The sequence below is a fragment of the Microtetraspora malaysiensis genome (assembly GCF_050947145.1).
Taxonomy (GTDB): Bacteria; Actinomycetota; Actinomycetes; order Streptosporangiales; family Streptosporangiaceae; genus Microtetraspora_A; species Microtetraspora_A malaysiensis.
Genome location: NZ_CP191998.1, coordinates 7,077,843 through 7,096,662 on the forward strand (window position 1 = coordinate 7,077,843; position 18,820 = coordinate 7,096,662).

The 18,820-nt window shown below is 71.1% G+C and carries 19 protein-coding genes; 12 read left to right on the forward strand and 7 right to left on the reverse strand.

Features of this window, described 5'->3' with window-relative positions; translation table 11 throughout:
• Positions 1–165: 165 nt before the first annotated feature.
• On the reverse strand, positions 166–561 hold the full coding sequence (locus ACQP1V_RS33265; RefSeq protein WP_433426045.1) for a RidA family protein: 396 nt from the start codon (positions 559–561) through the stop codon (positions 166–168).
• A gap of 136 nt (positions 562–697) precedes the next feature.
• Here ACQP1V_RS33265 and ACQP1V_RS33270 point away from each other — a divergent pair, with 136 nt between their 5' ends.
• The 6 genes from ACQP1V_RS33270 to ACQP1V_RS33295 all read left to right on the forward strand — a co-directional run bounded on the left by ACQP1V_RS33270 (position 698) and on the right by ACQP1V_RS33295 (position 6,686).
• Positions 698–1,672 (forward strand): helix-turn-helix transcriptional regulator, encoded by a 975-nt coding sequence (locus tag ACQP1V_RS33270; RefSeq protein ID WP_433414155.1) that lies wholly within the window; start codon positions 698–700, stop codon positions 1,670–1,672.
• 157 nt (positions 1,673–1,829) lie between these two features.
• A complete protein-coding gene (locus ACQP1V_RS33275; protein ID WP_433414157.1) occupies positions 1,830–2,708 on the forward strand; it encodes a TIGR03619 family F420-dependent LLM class oxidoreductase in 879 nt (292 codons plus the stop codon).
• A 32-nt stretch (positions 2,709–2,740) separates the two neighbouring features.
• A complete protein-coding gene (locus tag ACQP1V_RS33280) occupies positions 2,741–3,187 on the forward strand; it encodes a nuclear transport factor 2 family protein (protein WP_433414159.1) in 447 nt (148 codons plus the stop codon).
• Between the two features lie 187 nt (positions 3,188–3,374).
• Positions 3,375–4,454, forward strand: coding sequence for an NAD(P)H-dependent amine dehydrogenase family protein (locus ACQP1V_RS33285; protein ID WP_387410387.1), 1,080 nt, complete (start codon positions 3,375–3,377; stop codon positions 4,452–4,454).
• Complete coding sequence (locus ACQP1V_RS33290) at positions 4,451–4,954, forward strand: carboxymuconolactone decarboxylase family protein (RefSeq protein ID WP_433414161.1); 504 nt, start codon at positions 4,451–4,453, stop codon at positions 4,952–4,954. The genes ACQP1V_RS33285 and ACQP1V_RS33290 overlap by 4 nt, the downstream gene beginning before the upstream one ends.
• 91 nt (positions 4,955–5,045) lie before the next feature.
• On the forward strand, positions 5,046–6,686 hold the full coding sequence (locus tag ACQP1V_RS33295) for a GMC oxidoreductase (protein ID WP_433414163.1): 1,641 nt from the start codon (positions 5,046–5,048) through the stop codon (positions 6,684–6,686).
• A 46-nt stretch (positions 6,687–6,732) separates the two neighbouring features.
• Here the strand turns inward: ACQP1V_RS33295 and ACQP1V_RS33300 are convergent, their stop codons facing one another.
• The 4 genes from ACQP1V_RS33300 to ACQP1V_RS33315 form a co-directional block, all read right to left on the reverse strand.
• Positions 6,733–8,238 (reverse strand): nitrilase-related carbon-nitrogen hydrolase, encoded by a 1,506-nt coding sequence (locus tag ACQP1V_RS33300; RefSeq protein ID WP_433414165.1) that lies wholly within the window; start codon positions 8,236–8,238, stop codon positions 6,733–6,735.
• 80 nt (positions 8,239–8,318) lie between these two features.
• Positions 8,319–8,984, reverse strand: coding sequence for a response regulator (locus ACQP1V_RS33305; RefSeq protein ID WP_433414167.1), 666 nt, complete (start codon positions 8,982–8,984; stop codon positions 8,319–8,321).
• Positions 8,984–9,340, reverse strand: a complete 357-nt coding sequence (locus tag ACQP1V_RS33310) for a sensor histidine kinase (protein ID WP_433414168.1) — start codon at positions 9,338–9,340, stop codon at positions 8,984–8,986. The genes ACQP1V_RS33305 and ACQP1V_RS33310 overlap by 1 nt, the downstream gene beginning before the upstream one ends.
• Before the next feature lie 595 nt (positions 9,341–9,935).
• Positions 9,936–10,529, reverse strand: coding sequence for a TetR/AcrR family transcriptional regulator (locus ACQP1V_RS33315; RefSeq protein WP_433414170.1), 594 nt, complete (start codon positions 10,527–10,529; stop codon positions 9,936–9,938).
• A 155-nt stretch (positions 10,530–10,684) separates the two neighbouring features.
• Between ACQP1V_RS33315 and ACQP1V_RS33320 the strand changes: the two genes are divergently transcribed.
• The 4 genes from ACQP1V_RS33320 (at position 10,685) to ACQP1V_RS33335 (ending at position 14,398) form a co-directional block, all read left to right on the forward strand.
• Positions 10,685–12,340, forward strand: a complete 1,656-nt coding sequence (locus tag ACQP1V_RS33320; RefSeq protein WP_433414172.1) for a TlrC/CarA/OleB/SrmB family ABC-F type ribosomal protection protein — start codon at positions 10,685–10,687, stop codon at positions 12,338–12,340.
• A gap of 122 nt (positions 12,341–12,462) precedes the next feature.
• On the forward strand, positions 12,463–13,347 hold the full coding sequence (locus tag ACQP1V_RS33325) for a DUF2268 domain-containing protein (protein WP_433414174.1): 885 nt from the start codon (positions 12,463–12,465) through the stop codon (positions 13,345–13,347).
• A 10-nt stretch (positions 13,348–13,357) separates the two neighbouring features.
• Positions 13,358–14,116 (forward strand): MerR family transcriptional regulator, encoded by a 759-nt coding sequence (locus ACQP1V_RS33330; RefSeq protein ID WP_433414176.1) that lies wholly within the window; start codon positions 13,358–13,360, stop codon positions 14,114–14,116.
• 69 nt (positions 14,117–14,185) lie between these two features.
• Positions 14,186–14,398, forward strand: a complete 213-nt coding sequence (locus tag ACQP1V_RS33335; RefSeq protein WP_433414178.1) for a hypothetical protein — start codon at positions 14,186–14,188, stop codon at positions 14,396–14,398.
• Between the two features lie 427 nt (positions 14,399–14,825).
• On the opposite strand, the gene ACQP1V_RS33340 is transcribed toward ACQP1V_RS33335, so the two are convergent.
• Entirely contained in the window at positions 14,826–15,413 is a 588-nt protein-coding gene (locus tag ACQP1V_RS33340) for a hypothetical protein (protein ID WP_433414180.1), read from the reverse strand.
• A gap of 104 nt (positions 15,414–15,517) precedes the next feature.
• On the opposite strand from ACQP1V_RS33340, the gene ACQP1V_RS33345 reads away from it, so the two are divergent.
• Positions 15,518–15,883, forward strand: coding sequence for a DUF998 domain-containing protein (locus tag ACQP1V_RS33345; RefSeq protein ID WP_433414181.1), 366 nt, complete (start codon positions 15,518–15,520; stop codon positions 15,881–15,883).
• Positions 15,884–15,981: 98 nt separating this feature from the next.
• Positions 15,982–16,506, forward strand: coding sequence for a GNAT family N-acetyltransferase (locus ACQP1V_RS33350; protein ID WP_433414183.1), 525 nt, complete (start codon positions 15,982–15,984; stop codon positions 16,504–16,506).
• Positions 16,507–16,589: 83 nt separating this feature from the next.
• Here the strand turns inward: ACQP1V_RS33350 and ACQP1V_RS33355 are convergent, their stop codons facing one another.
• Positions 16,590–18,740 carry an amylo-alpha-1,6-glucosidase gene (locus tag ACQP1V_RS33355; RefSeq protein ID WP_433414185.1) on the reverse strand — a complete coding sequence of 717 codons (2,151 nt, stop codon included), beginning with the start codon at positions 18,738–18,740 and terminating at the stop codon, positions 16,590–16,592.
• Between the last annotated feature and the right edge of the window lie 80 nt (positions 18,741–18,820).

An 18,820-nucleotide genomic window follows, 5' to 3' on the forward strand; every position in this document is an offset into this window, starting at 1 on the left:
AGTGTTTTATTCAGACCGAAATCCCATTGCGAGTCGGAAACGTAGTACTCGCGCCGGGGCCGCGATCTCACCGGCCTGCTACGCACCGCCCCTGCACCGGAAGCCACCCACCTGCCTATTACTCGTGCCGCCTCCGGCAGCACTGCCGGAGGCGGCACGGTCGCATCACGCGACGGCGGTCCCCTCAAGCTCGACCATCAGGTCGGGGATCGCCAGCCGTGTCACCCCGAGCATCGTGGTGGACGGTGCCACCCCGGCGGCGCCCAACCGCGACGCCAGCACGCCGTAGTGCTCGAAGACCCGATCGACGTCGGTGGTGTAGACGTTGAGCCGGACGAGGTTCGCGAGGGACATGCCGGCCTCGCCGAGCACGGCCTCCAGGTTGTCGAGGCTCAGCGCCAACTGCGCCGCCATGTCACCGGAATGCTGGGGCTTGCCTTCGCCGCTCATCGCGGTCTGCCCGGAGATGTACAGGGTCCGGGTCTGGCCGGAGACGATCTCACCCTGGTTGTACCCCAGCTCCGTCGACCACGCCCACGGGTTGACCGCCGTTCGCTCCATAGCCACATCAGCTCCATTCGATTCATCGTGAGTACGTACGTCCATCGGCTCGGCAGCCGACATCTGCTTGGTTGCGTTGATGAGCCTCCCAACAAATCACGACATCTTTCGTCATGTATTTCGATAGTGTTTTCGTGTGCGTGCCGACCGGTTGGTCTCGCTGGTGCTGCTGCTGCGGCAGCACGGCCGGCTGTCCGCGACCGCGCTGGCCCGCGAGCTGGAGGTATCCACCCGCACCGTGCTGCGCGACATCGAGGCGCTGTCCGCAGCCGGCGTCCCGGTCTACGCCGAACGCGGCCGGCACGGCGGTTTCGAGTTGCTGCCCGGTTTCCGGACCGAGCTCACCGGGCTGAACCCCGACGAGGCCCTTGCCCTGCTGGTCGCCGGATCGCGGCGCGGCGCGCAGGCATTCGGCCTCGGCTCAGCGCTCGCTTCGGCGATGCTCAAGGTGGTTGACGCGCTACCCGAGAGCTATCGGGACACCGCGGCCGGCGCGGCCGAGCGATTGCTCATCGACCCGGAGACCGACCTCCTCTCGCGTCGACTGGTCGATGAGGAGGTGCCTGACGCCATAGCGGCCGAGGTCCTGCGCGCGGTGTTCGCCGGGCACAAGCTGCGGATCCACTACTCGGCTGTGGACCAGACTCCGATGTGGCGCACGGTGGACCCGATCGGCCTGGTCACCATTCGCGACCGGGGCTATTTGCTGGCCACGAAGTCTGGCGCGGACCGCACCTACCGGCTGTCCCGGATCTTGGCCGCCAAGGAACTCCCCGAACCCGCACAGCGTCCGGACCGGGTCGATCTGGACCGGGCCTGGCAGGAACGCAGCACGCGGTTTCGGACCGGCGGCGACCAAGTCACCGTGCTGGTACGGGTGAACCCGGCGCGGCGGGAGGACCTGCTGGGCACCGCGCTGGCGGTCCGCGCCGAGGAGCCCGACGCAGACGGCTGGCTGCGGATGGAGGTGTCCTTCCAAGATTCACGACACGCCAAATGGGCGCTGTGGCAGCTGAGCATGGACGCGGAAGCCCTGGCCCCGCAGTGGTTGCGCGACTTCCTGCGCAACCGCGCGACCGCGATCGCCACCCGCTACGGAGTGTCGTCCTGAGAGTCGTCGCCTTCTGCGGGCCGAAGGGGACTGCTCGATCACCTCGAACGGCCGCACCGGCTTCCCGGCCGCGGGCTCCTCGGTCGCCGGCGGAGGTACGTCGCGCGGGCAAGCGCGCACTTCTAAAGTGAAACAGGTTCTATTACGCTCTGTTTCCATGCGGTTCACCTACGCCGAGGCCATGACCGACCCGTCGTACTATCTCCCGCTCGCCCAGGCCGCCGAAGCGGCGGGCTACGCGAGCTTCACCGTGGCGGACTCCCTCGTCTATCCGAAGGAGTCCGCCACGAGCTACCCCTACACCTCCGACGGCGACCGGCAGTTCCTGGAGGACAAGAGCTTCATCGAGACGTTCATCCTGGTGGCGGCACTGGGAGCGGCGACCTCGACGATCCGGTTCACCCCGTTCGTGCTCAAGCTGCCGGTCCGCCCGCCGGTGCTGGTCGCCAAGCAGGCGAGCTCGATCGCGTACCTGACCGGCAACCGGCTGACCCTCGGCGTCGGGCTCAGCCCGTGGCCGGAGGACTTCGCGGTGATGGGCGTGCCGTGGGCGCGCCGCGGCAAGCGGATGGACGAGGCCATCGAGGTGGTACGCGGCCTGACGAGCGGCGACTACTTCGAGTACCACGGCGAGTTCTACGACCTGCCGCCGGTGAAGATGTCCCCGGCCCCCACCGAACCGATCCCGATCCTGGTCGGCGGGCACAGCGAGGCGGCGCTGCGCCGGGCGGCCCGCCTCGGCGACGGCTGGATGCACGGCGGAGGCGACGCCGAGGAACTGGACGCGCTGCTGGCCAGGCTGGCCGCGCTGCGCGCCGAGGAGGGCACGGCCGACCGCCCCTTCGAGATCCACGCGATCTCCTACGACGCGTACCACGCGGACGGGGTGAAGCGGCTGGCCGACAAGGGCGTCACCGACCTGATCGTCGGCTTCCGGTCGCCGTACTTCAAGGGGCCGGACACCGAACCCCTGGCCAGGAAGATCGAGCACCTTGAGCGCTTCGCGGAGTCGGTGATCGCCAAAGTCACCCCTTAACCCGGAAACGAGAACACGTTACAGTCGCGGATATGACCGATTCCACGGCAGTCACCTGGGAAGCGCCGGACACGGACCACCCCGCGCGCCGGGCCGCACGGTCGTCCATGGCCGCGGTCACCGCGGGACACAGGGGCGAATGGCTGGGACTGTTCGCCCCTGACGCCCTCGTGGAGGATCCCGTCGGCCCCTCGCCGCTCGATCCCGAAGGCAGGGGCCACCGCGGTCACGACGAGATCGGGAGGTTCTGGGACGCCTACGTCGGCTCGGTGCGCGAATACCGCTTCCATGTCAGGGACTCCTTCGCCAACGGGCCCTGCTGCGCCAACGTCGCCTCCATCGTCATGGCGCTGGACGGCGGCGCGACCATGACGGTCGACTGCGTGATCATCTACACCGTCGACGAATCCGGGGCGATCACGTCGCTCCGCGCCCACTGGGAACCGGACCGCGCGATGGCCACCCTGACCGCCCCCTGACACAACGCCCCGGCCGCCGGGAAGCGGTGGCGACGGGAAACGGGACGAGGTCACACCGCCGGAGAACGACCGGGTCGGAGGGCGGGCACGCCATGCCCTTTTCCCGGCCTGACCATGGGATTCACCGTCCGAACATCGGGGCGCGGGGGCCCTATGCACTAAACCAAGCGCTTGCTACGCTCCGCCCATGGTGTCCACAATCGTCTGGGGTACCGGCAATGTGGGCCGAGCGGCCATCCGCGCCGTCGAGGCCCATCCGGCACTGGAACTCACGGCAGTGCTCGTCCACACTCCCGGCAAGGTCGGCCGCGACGCGGGCGAACTCGGCGGGCTCGACCACCGGCTCGGTGTCACGGCGACCGACGACGTCGACGCGGTGCTGGCCGCCCGGCCCCGCGCCGTCGTGTACGCGGCCTCCGGGGACATCCGCCCCGACGACGCCCTCGCCGACATCGTCCGGGCGATCCGGGCCGGGGCCGTGGTCGTCACGCCCTCGCTGTACGCGCTCTACGACCAGCGCAACGCCCCGCCCGAGCTGCGGGAACCGATCCTGGCCGCGATCGCCGAGGGTGGCGGCTCCCTGTTCGTCTCCGGCGTCGACCCCGGCTGGGGCAACGACGTGCTCCCCCTGCTGATCAGCGGTCTCGGCTCGACGGTGGACGTGATCCGCTGCCAGGAGATCTTCGACTACACCACCTACGACCAGCCCGACTCGGTCCGCTACATCGTCGGCATGGGCCAGCCGATGGACTACGAGCCGCCGATGATCGCGCCGACGGTCCCGACCATGGTGTGGGGCGGGCAGGTGCGGATGATGGCCCGCGCCCTCGGCGTCGAACTCGACGAGATCCGCGAGACCTTGGAGCGGCGCCCGCTCGACTCCACGGTCAGCACCAGGTCGATGGGCGACTTCGAGGCCGGCACCCAGGGCGCGGTCCGGTTCGAGGTGCAGGGCATCGTCGAGGGCGAGCCCCGCATCGTGATCGAGCACATCACCCGCATCCACCCGTCCTGCGCGCCGGACTGGCCGTCGCCGCCCGACGGCGAAGGAGCGCACCGGGTGATCATCGAGGGCCGCCCGCGCATCGAGGTCACCATCGAGGCCTCCGACGAGGGCGGCAACCGGTCCGCGGGCGGGAACGCCACCGCGGTCGGCCGGCTGGTGAACGCCGTCGAATGGCTCGTGGAGGCGGAGCCGGGACTCTACGACGCGCTCGACGTCCCGCTGCGCCCCGCGATCGGCAGGCTCGGAAGGAAGCGATCATGAGAGTCGACGTCCCGGACGGGAAGGACCCGATCCAGTACGTGTGGGGCGAGATGGTCCCCGGCATCGGACCCGCCGCCTCGTACTTCTCCCTTGCGGTGTACGCGCACACGACCCTCGGGCTGCGCGAGTTCGAGGCCGCACGGCTGCGGATCGCGCAGATCAACGGGTGCCTCTTCTGCCTCGACTGGCGGACGGAACGCGACGGGCGGAAGGTCGAGGTGGAGTTCGCCGACGCGGTGACCCACTGGCGCACCACCGACGCCTTCGACGACCGCACCCGGCTGGCCGCCGAATACGCCGAGCGGTACGCGCTCGATCACCACGGCCTCGACGACGACTTCTGGAACCGGATGTCCGCGCACTACAGCCAGCCCGAGATCGTGGAGCTCACCATGTGCATCGGCTCCTGGCTGACGTTCGGCCGGCTCAACCGGGTGCTGGGCCTCGACGCCGTATGCGTGCTGCCCGGCGGCGGCCACTCCCCCTCCGGCACGCCGTAGCCGGTCCCATGACACTGCGGACGCCCACCTGGACACCCACCCCCGTCTCGCACGACGCGAACCCCCCATCGGTCGAAAGTGAGGACCACACATGAGTGACAGCACGCCGGTCGGTTCGGCTTCCTCGGGCTTCTCCCGACGCGGATTCATCGCCGGGGCCGGTTCCCTCCTGGGAGTCATGGCCCTCGGCGGCCGCACCCCCGCCTGGGCGCAGACCGTCGCCGCGACCACTCCGATCGCCAGTGGGGCTCACGTGCCGGCCCTGGTGATCGGCACCGGATACGGCGGCTCGGTCGCCGCGCTGCGCCTCGCCCAGGCGGGCGTCGACGTCCACATGGTCGAGATGGGCATGGCCTGGGACACCCCCGGCTCCGACGGCAAGATCTTCTGCAACACGCTCTCGCCGGACAACCGGTCGTACTGGCTGCGCACCCGGACGAAGGCGCCGCTCAACTACTTCCTCGGCTTCCCGATCGACCGGGACATCTCCTGTTACACCGGGATCCTGGACGCCGAGGAGTTCAGCGGCATCACGGTCTACCAGGGCCGCGGCGTCGGCGGCGGCTCCCTCGTCAACGGCGGCATGGCGGTCACGCCCAAGCGGGAGAACTTCGGCGCCATCCTCCCGACGGTCAACCCCGACGAGATGTACAACACCTACTACCCGCGCGCCAACGCCGGGCTCGGGGTCGGCACCATCGACCCGGCCTGGTTCGACTCCACCGACTGCTACCAGTACGCCCGGGTCGGCCGGAAGCACGCCCAGCGCTCCGGGTTCCCGTTCGTCTTCGTGCCCGACGTGTACGACTGGGACTACATGAAGCAGGAGGCGGCCGGCACCGTCACCAAGTCGGCGCTGGCCGGCGAGATCCTCTACGGCAACAACAACGGCAAGAAGTCGCTGCAGAAGACGTACCTCGCCCAGGCCGCGGCCACCGGGCGGGTCACCGTCTCGCCGCTGCACAAGGTCGTCTCGGTCGCCCCGGCGTCCGGCGGCGGCTACACGGTCGTCATCGACCAGATCAACACCAGCGGCGAGACCACGACCACCAAGACCGTGACCGCGGACCGGGTGTTCTTCGCCGCCGGCAGCGTCGGCACCAGCAAGCTGCTGGTCAAGCTGAAGGCCACCGGCATGCTGCCCAACCTGAACAACGAGGTCGGCAAGGGCTGGGGCGACAACGGCAACGTCATGTGCGGCCGCGCCAACCACCTGTGGGACCCGACCGGGGCCCTGCAGTCGTCCATCCCCTGCGGCGGCATCGACAACTGGGCCGCGGGCGGCGCGTTCGCCGAGGTGGCGCCGCTGCCCACCGGGATCGAGACCTTCGCCTCGTTCTATCTGTCGATCACCAAGAACCCGAACCGCGCCGAGTTCTCCTGGAACCCGACCACGGGCAAGGTCGACCTGAACTGGCAGCAGTCCTGGAAGCAGCCCGCCATCGACATGGCCAAGACGATCTTCGACAAGATCAACTCCAAAGAGGGGACGATCTACCGGACCGACCTCTTCGGCATCTACAAGATCTGGGGCGACCACCTCACGTACCACCCGCTGGGCGGCGCGGTCCTGGGCAAGGCCACCGACAACTACGGCCGCCTCGCCGGCTATCCCGGTCTGTACGTCATCGACGGCGCGCTGATCCCCGGCAACACCAGCGTGAACCCGTTCGTCACCATCACGGCGCTCGCCGAGCGCAACATCGAGAAGATCATCGCCACCGACCTGTAGGGCCGTCCGCGGTGGGCCGGCCACGCACGGTCGGCCCGCCGCCCGGTCACTCCGCTCCCCGGCGTCGGAGGACCGCCGACGCGGGAAGCAGGACGGCCAGGGCCAGGCACAGCCAGGCGAACCAGTCACCCGCCCAGGTGTAGACCGTGCGGGCGGCGCCCGTGCCGACGGTCGCGGTGAGCACCGTCGGCGCGCGGCCCGTGGTCGCGGTCTCGGCGCGGACCCGGCCGTACGGATCGCTCACCGTCAGGTTCCCGTTCGCCGCGCTGCGCACGGCCCAGAACCCGTTCTCGACGCCGCGCAACACGGTCGTCCGCGCGTGCTGCCATCCGTCGAGGTCGAAGTCCCAGGCGGGCAGCAGCATGACCTGCGCGCCCGCGCGGCGGTACGCGCGGGCCAGCTCGGGGAAGTCCAGGTCCTTGCAGATCGCCACGCCGGTCCCGGAGCGCAGGAACACCCGGTCGCCGGGCACGTACGGCTCCACCCCGGGCACCATGTGCTGCTTGCGGTAGACGCCCGGCTCACCTCCCCCGGCCGGGAAGAACATCGCGGTGTTGCGGTTGGTGTCGGTCACGATCACGCCCGCGACGACGTCCATACGCCGCTCGCGGGCCAGCGCCGCGAGCGGGCGGGAGATCAGGGGAAGGTCCGCCGCCGTCGTCACGAACCCGCCTTCCGGCAGGACCACGGCGTCGGTCCCCGGCGGCAGCGCCCGCACCCGTGCCAGCACTTCCCGGAGACGTTCCCGGCCGCGCGGCGTGTCGATGGGCGCCCAGTCGTCCTGCTGCCGGGAGGCCAGCAGCGCGACCTTCCTTTCCGTGCCGTCCAGCTCGGCCAGGGCGAGCCGGACGGCTCCCCCGGTCGCGACGAGGAGCGCCAGCGTCAATGCGGTCGCCGCGACCCGCCAGGGCCGCTCCCCCGCCCGCCGCCGGGGCGCGGCGGAGACGGCCAGCGCCGCCGGGACGGCCGTCAGCAGGAACGAGATCCCCCACCCGCCGGTCAGCGCGGCGAGCTGGACCACCGGCGGGACCCCGGCCTGCGTGTGCGCCAGGCTCCAGATCGCGCCGTACGGCGTGAGGGCCGCGACGAGGTACTCGGCGCTCACCCAGACGGCGGGCACGACCGCCGCCGCCGACCACAGGCGGCCGCGCCGTACCAGTGCCCGGAAGAGCAGGACGGCCACGGCCGCGACCAGCGCGGGCAGGACGACGGTGAGCAGCGCGACCGGAAGCGGCACCTCCATCCGGTCGCGCTGAAGCTCCCACATGTTCGCCCCGCCCACCGCCCATGCCGCCATCGCCGCGAGGCACGCGCGGACGGCGGTCGTCCGCGGCGCGATCACCAGCACCGGCAGAGGAGCCGCCCAGGTGAGCCACGCGATCGGATGCAGACCCGTGCCGAAGTAGAGCAGCCCCGCCGAGAGCGCCGCGCACGCGACGAGCACGCCCAGCTCGCCGGCCCGGCCCATGCCACGCAGCCCGCGCGGACGGGTGGCATCTGGGCGGGTGGCATCTGGATGGCTGATATCTGGCCGGGTGGGATCTGGATACATGCGACGACCTCCTCGCGATCGCCGTCGATGTTGCCCGCGAAGGAGTGCCGCGCGGATCGCCGCCGCGAGTGAATCCCGGTTCACTCCTGCGATGGAGACCCCGGGACGGCCAGCCCCGACTCGTACGCGAAGACGACGGCCTGGGCGCGGTCGCGCAGGCCGAGCTTCGTCAGCAGGTTGCTCACGTGGGTCTTCACCGTGTGCTCGCTGACCACCAGCTCGGCGGCGATCTCGGCGTTCGACAGGCCGCGCGCGACCTGCGTCAGCGTCTCGCGCTCGCGGACGGTCAGCTCGTCGAGCCTGGCCTTCAGGCGGGGTACGGCGTGGCCACCCTGCGCCAGCGTCTCGATCAGCCGCCGGGTCACCGTCGGCGCGAGCAACCCCTCCCCCGCGGCGACCACCCGGACCGCGCGGACCAGCTCGTCGCGATGCGCGTCCTTGAGCAGGAACCCGCTCGCGCCCGCGCCCAGCGCCGCGTACACGTACTCGTCCAGGTCGAACATGGTCAGCACGAGCACCCGGGCGGACGTGGCGGCGCGGATCCGCCGCGTCGCCTCGACGCCGTCCATGGTGGGCATCCGGATGTCCATCAGCACGACGTCCGGCCGGAGTTCGGCCGCCGCGCGAACCGCTTCGACGCCGTCGGACGCCTCGCCGACCACGGTGATGTCCGGCTGCGCGTCCAGGATCATGGAGAAGCCGCCGCGGAACAGGTCCTGGTCGTCGGCGACGAGGACGCGCAGCATCAGCCGACCGCCTCTCCGGACGGCTTCCGGACCGGGAGCGTCGCCTCGACGGTGAACCCGCCGGCCCGTCCCGGCCCCGCCCGGAGGGTGCCGCCGCACGCGGCGACCCGCTCCCGCATCCCGATCAGCCCGTGCCCTCCGCCCGGATCGGGTCCGTCCCCGCGGTCGCCGGGGCCGCGGCCGTCGTCGGCCACCTCGATCCGCAGCGCGTCCGGCGACCAGTCGAGCACGACCTCGGCCGTGGAGGCCTCCGCGTGGCGCAGCGTGTTGGTGAGCGCCTCCTGCACCAGCCGGTACGCCGCCATCTCGGCCTCCGGGGGAAGCGGGCGCGGCGTGCCGCGCGTCTCGACGGTCACCGCCAGACCCATCCCCGGAGAGCCGCCGGAGTCCTTCGGCTACCTCGGGAGATCGCGTGCGGTCCCGGGCGGCGCGGTCCGGGCCGCCCGTGCGGAACCGGAAAAATCAGTGACACGTGCCTCCGTCAGCTTCTCGGCCGTAAACGACCGAGCTTGCAGCTCCTCGCCATCGATGGATTCGACGGTTCAGGCCGCGTACGGCAGCGTGACTCACTGCCCAGCGTGGCGAACCACGCCGCGTTGCGATGTCGATAACAGACCAGAGAGCCGTTCCCCGGCATACCGGGTGCGTTCAGTCCCGCCACCGCAACACGAACCGTAACAGCAAAACCACGAAGAGAGAAGCCATTCCTCTCGGGCGTGAACGCCCGAGGTTCCTGGCTAGATGGCGCTGAATGTTCTCGCTCCCGAGTATCGATCACCGCCCACCGTCCGGGAACGCCCGATCACGACCGGGAGACTCTGGTGGACCCGTCATGGGGGGCGGCGAGGACATCCCCCCCGACCGGGGCGGCCTCGGCGACGTCCACCGCGCGTTCGCCGACCTGCGCGCCGGGCACGGTGCTCAGCCCCTGACCGCCCTCCCTCCGCGCGTTCAGGGGGCGAACGCGCGGAGGGTGATCTCCACCAGCGCGTCGGCGTACTGCGGGGTGAGCGGCCCGGAGCGGTGCAGCCAGCGTTGGTAGAGCGGGGCGTACAGCACCTCGAGCACCAGGTCGAGGTCGGCGTCCGCGGCGAGCTGGCCGGCCCGCTGGGCGCTGCGCAGCCGCTCCTTCTTGGCCTCGTCGACGGGGCCGGCCAGCTTCTCGCGGTACTGGGCGGCGAGGGCGGAATCGCCGATGATCTCCGTGTTGAGCGCCCTGATGGGCGCCTCGAACGCCGGGTCGGCGAACTCGGCAACGGTGGCCCGCATGACGATCTTGAGGTCGGCCTCGAGGTCGCCGGTGTCGGGGAGGCTCATGCCTTCCTCGCTCTCGCTGAGCGCGAGGAAGGAGTCGAAGATCACGGCCCCCTTTGACGGCCACCAGCGGTAGATGGTCTGCTTGCCCACTCCCGCCCGGGCGGCGATGGCCTCGATCGAGACCTTGGCGTATCCGAGCTCGGAGACCAGATCGCGCGCGGCGTCGAGGACGGCCTGCCGGGACCGTTCACTGCGGCGGGCTGGGTTCGGTTTTCTGGGTTGGGACATGCCCGGAGCATATCATTCGGCGAGACGAGACGGTCCGTCTTGACTTAGACCCAGAATCCCCTCACACTGTGATGTGGCGCGACGATCCGTCTCGTCTCGAATATTGCGACCACCGCGTCCAGAATTCGTCCGCGCCGAGAAGAGGAGGTGGGCCGTTGCGTACCGCTGCCCAACTGGCACTTACCGAGGCCACCAAGCGTTACGGCACCCGCGTCGTCCTGGACCGGGTGTCACTCACCGTCAAACCCGGCGAGCGGATCGGGGTGATCGGCGACAACGGGTCCGGCAAGTCCACACTCCTCAAGCTCATGGCGGAGACCGAGCGGCCGGACAACGGCGAACTCGTGGTCGTGGCGCCCGGCGGCGTCGGATATCTGCCGCAGTCGCTCGCACTGCCTCCGCACGCGACGGTGGCCGACGCGATCGACCTGGCGCTCACCGATCTGCGCGAGCTCGAAGCCCGGATGCGGGCGGCCGAACAGTCGCTCGGCGAGACCGGTGCGGAGACTCGCGCCGGGCTCGATGTCTACGTCCGGCTGGCGGCGGAGTTCGAAGCACGAGACGGCTACGCGGTCGACACTCGGGTGGAGGTCGCGCTGCACGCGCTCGGGCTGCCCGGGCTCGACCGGAACCGTCCGCTCGGCACGCTCTCCGGCGGCGCGCGCTCCAGGCTCGCCCTGGCCGCCACGCTGGCGTCCGCCCCTGAGCTGCTGCTGCTCGACGAGCCCACCAACGACCTGGACGACCAGGCCGTGGCCTGGCTCGAGCAGCGCCTGCGCGCCCACCGGGGCACAGTCGTGGCGATCACCCACGACCGGGCGTTCCTGGAGCGGGTGACCACCGCCATCCTGGAGGTCTCCGACGGGCAGGTGCGCCGCTACGGCGACGGGTACGCCGGATACCTCGCGGCCAAGGCCGCCGAACGCGCCGCCCAGGCGCGGGCCCACGAGGAATGGAAGGCCGAGCTGGACCGGCATGCCACGCTGGTGGCGGCCAACGCGGGCCGGCTGGCCGTGATCCCCCGCAAGATGGCCAAGGCGGGCATGGGCACCGGAGCCTGGCGGGCACGCTCGCGCACGCACGGGGCCGCCGGACGCATCCGGCAGTCCCAGCAGCGGCTGCGATGGCTCACCGGCCACCCGGCGCCGCCGCCGCCCGAACCGCTGCGCTTCACCGCCGCCCTCGCCACCGCGGAGACCGACACCGGGGCCGAGGTGGCCGCACTCGACAGCGTGGTGGTGACCGGGCGGCTCCGCCTCGACTCCCTGGCCATCCGCGCCGGTGAGCGGCTGCTCGTCACCGGCCCGAACGGCGCGGGCAAGACCACGCTGATGCGGGTGCTCAGCGGGGAGCTGCAGCCGGACGCGGGCGTGGTACGGCGGGCCGGCCGGGTCGGGTTCTTCCGCCAGGACGAGCTGGACACCGGCGACACCCGGCGGGCCGGACCGGCCGGGGCCGCGGACCGGACCGTGCTGCGGGCCTACGCGCAGGGGCGTCCCGGGAGCCTGGACGAGCACGCGGACGCGCTGCTGGCCCTGGGGCTGTTCCGGCCGTCCGACCTGGGGCTGCGCCTGGACGAGCTCTCCTACGGACAACGGCGGCGGATCGAGCTGGCGCGGCTGGTGAGTGAGCCCGTGGACCTGCTCCTGCTCGACGAGCCGACCAACCACCTGTCGCCGATGCTCGTGGAGCAGCTGGAGGAGGCGCTGGCCTCCTACCAGGGCGCGCTGGTGGTCGTGACGCACGACCGGCGCCTGCGGGCCGCGTTCACCGGCTCCCACCTGGAGCTGACGGCTGACCACGTCGCGTGAGTCCGTCGCAGCGGCGAACCGCCGGTCATGACGGGACCGGGTGACGGCATGCCGGCCATACCCCGACGAGGAGCGCCGCCGGTTTGACCTTGACGCTGCGTCAACTTCTAGCATCGGGTCCCATGTCGATCACTGTTCTTGACACCTACTCCGCCATGCGGCGGATCCTGCTGGCCCCGGTCGCGGAGCGCGCTGACCTGCTGCGTTCGATGCTGGAGGCCAACAAGGGTATGTACCGCTACCACCCAGGCGAGCTCGACCTGGTAGCCGTACACCTCCAATCGTCCGGGTTCCCCATCGACCGCGACGAGGAGCGTTGCCTCGACGCGCTCGAAACCCTCGCGGCGGCCGGAGCCTGGGAGCGGATGCAACGCGCGCTCGACGACGCTCTCGCCGTACTGCTGGAGGCGACGCCGGGGCTGGAGGCCCCGGACATCACCGTGCTGTTCGTTCTCGGCGATCCGGCTGACAAGCACTTCATGGGTCCCTGCCTGGGATTGACCGGGTTCGGCGGCATCTCGGGCAACATCGCCATCACGTTCTGGCCCTTCCCCGAGAACGTGGAGCGGCTGGAGGCCACCGCCGTGCACGAACTCCACCACAACCTGCGTTGGAGCCCGGGCGGGGTGGTGTGGGACCCGATGACCGTCACGGTCGGCGAGCACATCGTCGGCGAAGGCCTGGCCGACGCCTTCGCCCGCCAGCTCTACGGCGACGAACTTGGCCCCGCCCGCATCGGCGTGCCGCACCTGCACGACGACGAGGTCTTCGCCAAGGTACTCACCGGGCTCGACGTGACCGGCATGGAGAACTTCACCGCCTGGGTGCACGGCGACCCAGGCGCGGAGCACCTCGGCGTCACCCCGGTGGGACTGCCGATGGGCGCGGGGTACGCCGCGGGCAACCGGCTGGTCGACACCTACCTGGCGGAGACCGGGCAGACGGCGGCCCAAGCCCTGCACGCCGACGCCTCGGAGATCATCGCAACCACTCTCCGCCGCAGGTAACACTGGAACGATGGAGTGGACGATCCAGGAACTCGCGGCGAGGGCCGGCATCACCAGTCGCACCCTGCGTCACTACGACCGCTTCGGGCTCCTGGCCCCGTCCCGGGTTGGCCCGAACGGGTACCGCTACTACAACCCCACCGCGGTCGCCCGGCTACAGCGGATCCTGCTCATGCGCCGGCTCGGCATGGGCTTGTCGGCCATCGCCGAGGTCCTGGCCGACGATGTGGACACGTGCGACGGGCTCCGTGCCCACATCGCCGCTCTGGAAGAGGAACGGGACCGCATCGAATGGCAGATCCGGTCGGTGCGGCACACGCTGGAGGCCCTGCAGTCGGGGGCGGAACCGCGGATGGACGTCATGTTGGCGGGGTTCAACGACCGCTACAAGGACGAGGTGATCTCACGCTGGGGCGAGCGCGCGTTCCAAGTGAGCAACGACTGGTGGCACGGCAAGAGCCTTGACCAGCAGCAGGCCTGGAAGCAGGACACCGAGGACCTCGTCGCCGCATGGGTCGCCGCAGTGAAGGCCGGGGTTTCCCCGACATCGGAACACGCTCAGTCACTGGCTGCCCGGCACGTCCGGTGGCTGAGCCAGATCCCGGGTACCCCCACGGCCGAGGGCGACCGGGAGCGCTCGATCGAGATGGTGAACTGCCTGGGGGACATGTACGTCGACGACCCCCGCTTCGCCGGCATGTACGACAACGCCGCGGGAGCGACGTTCGTCCGCGACGCACTGCACGCGTACACGCGGACCCGGATGTAGCTCTCCTGGGAAGCGGGCGGCGCGGGCAGGTCGGGCACGGCGAGTTGTGCGGCCTGGTCGAAGGCGCGAATGCGGGCGGTCTCGCGTGTGCCCGCGGCCGATGCCCGGCACTTCGCCGACCGGCTACGGGAGACCTCGGCCGCCCCCGTCGTCTACGCCGAGCTGCGCGGCGGGAACCACGCCTTCGACCTGTACCACTCGGTCCGCTTCGAGGCCGTCATCGACGCGATCGAGGGCTTCACCGCCTGGGTGAGATCACGGGAGAGGGCACCCCGAGCCTAGGGATCCCGCCGGCCCCGCCGGTCACCGGTACAGCCCGGCCCTCAGCCTGGATACACCGAGCGGAATCTGACGTGATTGCCGTGAAATGAGGGGGTGCCCTCACGAGCGAGATATCAGTAGACGATCGGGCGTGATGACCACCCAACCCGGCCCCCGGATGGCGGGGTTGGCCGGTTCAGCGCCATCTAGCCAGGAACCTCGGGCGTTCACGCCCGAGAGGAATGGTTTCTCTCTTCGTGGTTTTGCTGTTACGGTTCGTGTTGCGGTGGCGGGACTGAACGCACCCGGTATGCCGGGGAACGGCTCTCTGGTCTGTTATCGACATCGCAACGCGGCGTGGTTCGCCACGCTGGGCAGTGAGTCACGCTGCCGTACGCGGCCTGAACCGTCGAATCCATCGATGGCGAGGAGCTGCAAGCTCGGTCGTTTACGGCCGAGAAGCTGACAGCTCGATGCCCTTGATGATCTTCGCCAGCTCCGGCACGAGGGGCCGGCTGGCCATCACGGTGACGACGACGCCCTTACGCTCTACCCAGCCCGCGTACCGGCCATGACCCAGCGCGCCGTCACCCACCTGGGTGAGCACCTGACGGCGGCCGATCTTCACGGTCTTGGTGTCACCGGAGAACGTCCCGATGTCGAACGGCGCGTTCTTGAGCTGCGTCAGCTCACTCGCCTTCGGCCAGCACACCACCCTGACCCACAGCGACCGCTGCCTGGGGTTCACGTCGGAGCGGTCATCACTCCACTGGTAGCCGTACTCGGTGATGCCATCGTGCTCGTTGACGCCGACCTGGCCGTAGGTGAAACCCTTCGGGATGTGGTTGACGCGGACTCCCTTGATGGCGGCGGCGCCCCTGGGCGGCTTGTCGGTCTTGGTACCGGACGACCGCTTCGCCTCTGCCTTGGTCGGGACGGGGCATGCCGGGCGCTCCGCCGCCTGAGCAGGGGGCGCCATCAGAGCCGCGGCGACGGGCAGTGCGGACAGGATGGAAAGCTTTTGAATCTTGTTCATGCTTGGCTTCGATGCGTCAGATGTGAGGAAAGTTCAGTAGTTTCTGAACGCGATGTTGATCGCGACGGCATGCGCAGGTGCCCTGTACCGGTTCATAACTGCCGGTGGCGCCCGCTGCCCGCGCAGCGGTGATCGACTCGGCCACGAACGATTCCGCGACCGAGCAGTGGCGCTGGCAGGCCGCGCCCTTTTCACTGCTGGTCTTCGCCGCACTGGCCGGCGCGTGCTTCGTCTTCGCCCGGCGCTTCGCCGGTTGGGGCGACCGCGGGTGGGCGCTCTACTCGGCCGCCACCGGCACCCTGGTCGTCATCGGCTTCTTCCTGTCCGGCCAAGCCTTCTCTCAGACCGAAGGCCTCGTCGAAATCGGAGGGCTGCTTCAGCGGCTGACCATCACCGTCGGCTGGGCGTGGCTTGCCCTGCTCGCCGTCCGTGTGCGCGGGGAGGGGCAGTCGGCCGGCGAGCCGCGATGACAGGCTCCTCTCGGCGGCGGCTCGCGGATCTCACGGGGTAGGGTCCAGGCCGGTGACGCGATCATGCGCGGACGAACGCATCACGAGGGGGTGGCGCGGTGAGCGCCCTTGACATACGACTGCGACCGGTCGCGGAGGACGACCTCGCCATGTTCCGGCGTTTCGCCACGGAGCCGGGGTTGGTCGGCCTGGACTGGACGGGGTTCCGCGACGCGCAGGCCCCGGTCCGGCGCTACGCCGCCGACGGGTACCTGGGCGAGGACGACAGCCGGATCATCGTCGAGGTCGACGGTACGGCCGTGGGCTTCATGAGCTGGTCGGCGCAGGGGTTCGGGGTCTCCCGATACTGGGAGATCGGGATCGCCCTGCTCCCCGACTGGCGGGGGCGCGGCATCGGCTGGCGCGCTCAGGCGATGCTGTGCGACTACCTGTTCGCCCACACCCCGGTCGAGCGCATCCAGGCGGCCACCCACCCCGAGAACATCGCCGAACAGAAGTCGCTGGTGAAGGCCGGTTTCACGTTGGAGGGCGTCCTGCGCTCGGTGGAGTTCCGTGCCGGACAGTGGCGCGACGGCTGGATGTACAGCAGGCTGCGCAGCGATCCGCCTCCCCCCGGCCTGTGACCGATGCGAGCTCTGCCGCGCCTCGCGAGCCCTGTGATCGGCGTCTCCCGGCGCGGTGAACGGGCCGGGAGACGCCGGGAGGCTCACCGGGCAGGCTGGGCGAGATCCTCAATGCGCAGGCCCGCGGGCAGGCCGGTCACCTCGGCCCGGCCCGCGGCGTCCACCTCGACGCCGACCTCGTGCCCGGCGACGCGCAGGCCGTGCGCGGACACCGCGCCGAGCGGGGCGCCGGCGAGGGGACGCAGCGTGACCCGGCCTTCCGGCACGTCGGGGTACAGGCCGGTGGCCGCGTGCACGATCGTCACCGCCGCCGCGGCCGACCACGCCTGCGGCCGGCACGCGGCCGGGTACGGCAGGGGCCGCCCCACGTCGTCCCGCGCGTCTCCGCCGTACAGCTCGGGCAGGCGGTAGCCGAACGCCTCGCCGACGGCGAGCAGCCCCTCGGCGAGCCCGGCGGCCTGCCCGCCGAACCCGGCGCGGGCCAGCCCGGCGAGCACGATCGCGGTGTCGTGCGCCCAGATCGAGCCGCAGTGGTAGGACAGCGGGCTGAACCCGCCGTCGTCGGCCGACATCGTGCGCAGGCCGAAGCCGCCCGCCATCGCGGGTGAGGCGAGCAGCCGGGCCACCTCCGCCTCCTCCCCCGCCGACAGCAGGCCGGTGCCGAGGAGGTGCCCGATGTTGCTGGTGAGCGAGTCGACCGGCCGCTTGGCCGCGTCGAGGGCGAGCGCCGGGTAGCGGCCCGCGGGGCCCTCCACCCAGAACCGGTCGCGGAACCGCGCGGCGAGCGCCGCCGCGTGCTCGCGCCAGCGCTCCGCGCCGGGACGGCCGAACGCCTCCAGCAGCGCGGCGGCCCCGGTCGCCGCCTGGTAGGCGTAGCCCTGCACCTCGGCGAGCGCGATCGGCGCGGTCGCCTGGCTGCCGTCCCTGAACCGGACGGCGTCGCCCGAGTCCTTCCAGCCCTGGTTGGCCAGGCCGCGGGAGCTCGTGTCGATGTACTCGACGAAGCCGTCGCCGTCGGGGTCGGCGTGCTCGCCCAGCCAGCCGAGCGCGGCCTCCAGGTGCGGCAGCAGCGGGGCCACCGCGCGCTCGGGCATCCCCCACCGCCAGGCGTCGTGCAGGAGGGCGATCCACAGCGGGGTGGCGTCGATGGTGCCGTAGTAGGTCGCGGGGAGGCGCAGCCCGTTGCCCTCGACGGTGAACTCGTGGCGGCGCAGCTCGTGCATGATCTTTCCGGGCGCCTCCCCGGAGGCGGGGTCGGTCCGTACGCCCTGGCGGCGGGCGAGCACCCGCAGCGTGCCCGCGGCGAGTTCGGTGCCGAGCGGGAGAAGCATCCGCGCGGCCCAGATGCTGTCCCGGCCGAACAGCGTCAGGAACCACGGCACGCCCGCGCCGAGGAAGGTGTCGCCGGGGGCGTCCGGCTCGACGAGCCGGAGCGACCGCAGGTCGTCCAGGGACCGGTCGAGCAGCCGTTCCAGCCGCCGGTCGGCCGCGGCGACCCGGGGACGGCTCCACTCGACGGGGCCGGACGGCGAGATCACGACCGCGGCCGGGTCGGTGACGGCGGCCTCCCAGCGCAGCGTGACGCGCTCGCGCGGCCGCACCGTGACCGGCCAGGCCAGCCGCGCCGGGGCGACCTGTCCGGGGGCGTCCGCGATCTCGGCCCGCGCGTCCATCCCGGTCACGACGACCCGGGAGCGCTGTGACCGCCAGACCAGCGTGCCGGGCCCCTCGGCCGTGGCCGCGACGGGCGTGGTGTCGCCGCCCGACTTCACGACCTCGATCGGGGCGAAGTCGCCGGCCAGCTCGATCGTGACGGTGGCGGTGACGGGCGCCGACGCCGTGGAGACGATCTCCACCTGCTCGCTCATGCCGTACGGCGTCACCTGGCGGGTGCGCTCGATCCGCACGGTGGGATCGGGGTGGGGATCGCCGAGCCGGCGGGCGAGTGAGACGAACCGGTCGTGCCCGGGGCCGACCGGCAGGTAGGCGATGGCCTCCGGCTCGTGTCCGTCGATCTGCAGCCTGGCCAGCGAGAGCGCGCGGGCGTCGGCGTGGAACAGCCCCTGGACGCCGGAGGCGCGGATCTGCCCGTCGGCTCCGCTCAACGCGCTGGTGGGGGCCAGGACGGTGCTGACGAGGTCGTGCAGCAGCGGCTGCAGGCGATATCCCGCCGGGGGGCCGGTCTCCTCGGCCGCGAGAGCGGCTCCCGGTTCCGGCGTGGCTCCGACCAGCACGTAACGACTCCTTGGTTCGGATCAGGCGGGGCGCGACCTTGACAGATCCGCTCCGGGGGTGCACATTGCCAACACTTCCT